This window comes from Pedobacter sp. (assembly GCF_041662865.1).
Classification (GTDB): Bacteria; Bacteroidota; Bacteroidia; order Sphingobacteriales; family Sphingobacteriaceae; genus Pedobacter.
On the sequence record NZ_JBAZRL010000100.1, the window covers coordinates 1 to 569 of the forward strand.

The 569-nt window shown below is 35.3% G+C and carries 2 protein-coding genes; one reads left to right on the forward strand and one right to left on the reverse strand.

The window, feature by feature from the left end; all coding sequences use genetic code 11:
• Positions 1-285, forward strand: a 285-nt coding sequence (locus WC622_RS16505; RefSeq protein ID WP_372820790.1) for a hypothetical protein, incomplete at its 5' end; no start/stop codon positions are given.
• A 6-nt stretch (positions 286-291) separates the two neighbouring features.
• Here WC622_RS16505 and WC622_RS16510 read toward each other — a convergent pair.
• A partial coding sequence (locus WC622_RS16510; protein WP_372820791.1) for a hypothetical protein occupies positions 292-569 on the reverse strand: 278 nt, incomplete at its 5' end.

Sequence of the window (569 nt, forward strand, 5' to 3'; positions counted from 1 at the left end):
AAGAAAGCTTTAAGGACGGTTCCATTATCGGCTATGACCTTATATCAAATTTTTAAATTGAAACAGTTGTTGGTATTTGCCTGTAAACGAGTAGGTTTATGGCTTTTAAATACGCCGTTTTTACCTAAATACGCAGTTAAATCTACTTTCGTTTGGGCAAAACTAGCTTGTACAAAAAGCGATATTACAGCGCTATATAGTATTAAAAATGATTTTGTTTTCATGATGATGAAGCTTAATATTACCTTTTGGTATGTTCAAATTGAGTTTTGCACTTTGTACTAAATGTTTCTATTTGACAAAAACACCGATTATTCTGCAATCGCTATTTCCATCACTTAGTTTGGTTTCTTGTCCATTTAGCCAAGTTTTGGCGATATATTTTGTGGTAGTTCCAATACGCTCGTAACCACCAACATAAACATCTGTACCAATTGCTGCTATGCCGTATAAATAATTAGTTTTACTAGCGTCGGTTAGGGTAGATGATACTCCATTTTTCCAAACTTTACCCGCGGTGGTCAGTCCGCTAGATGATTCTGTACCAACTATGTACGTATCGTTACCCA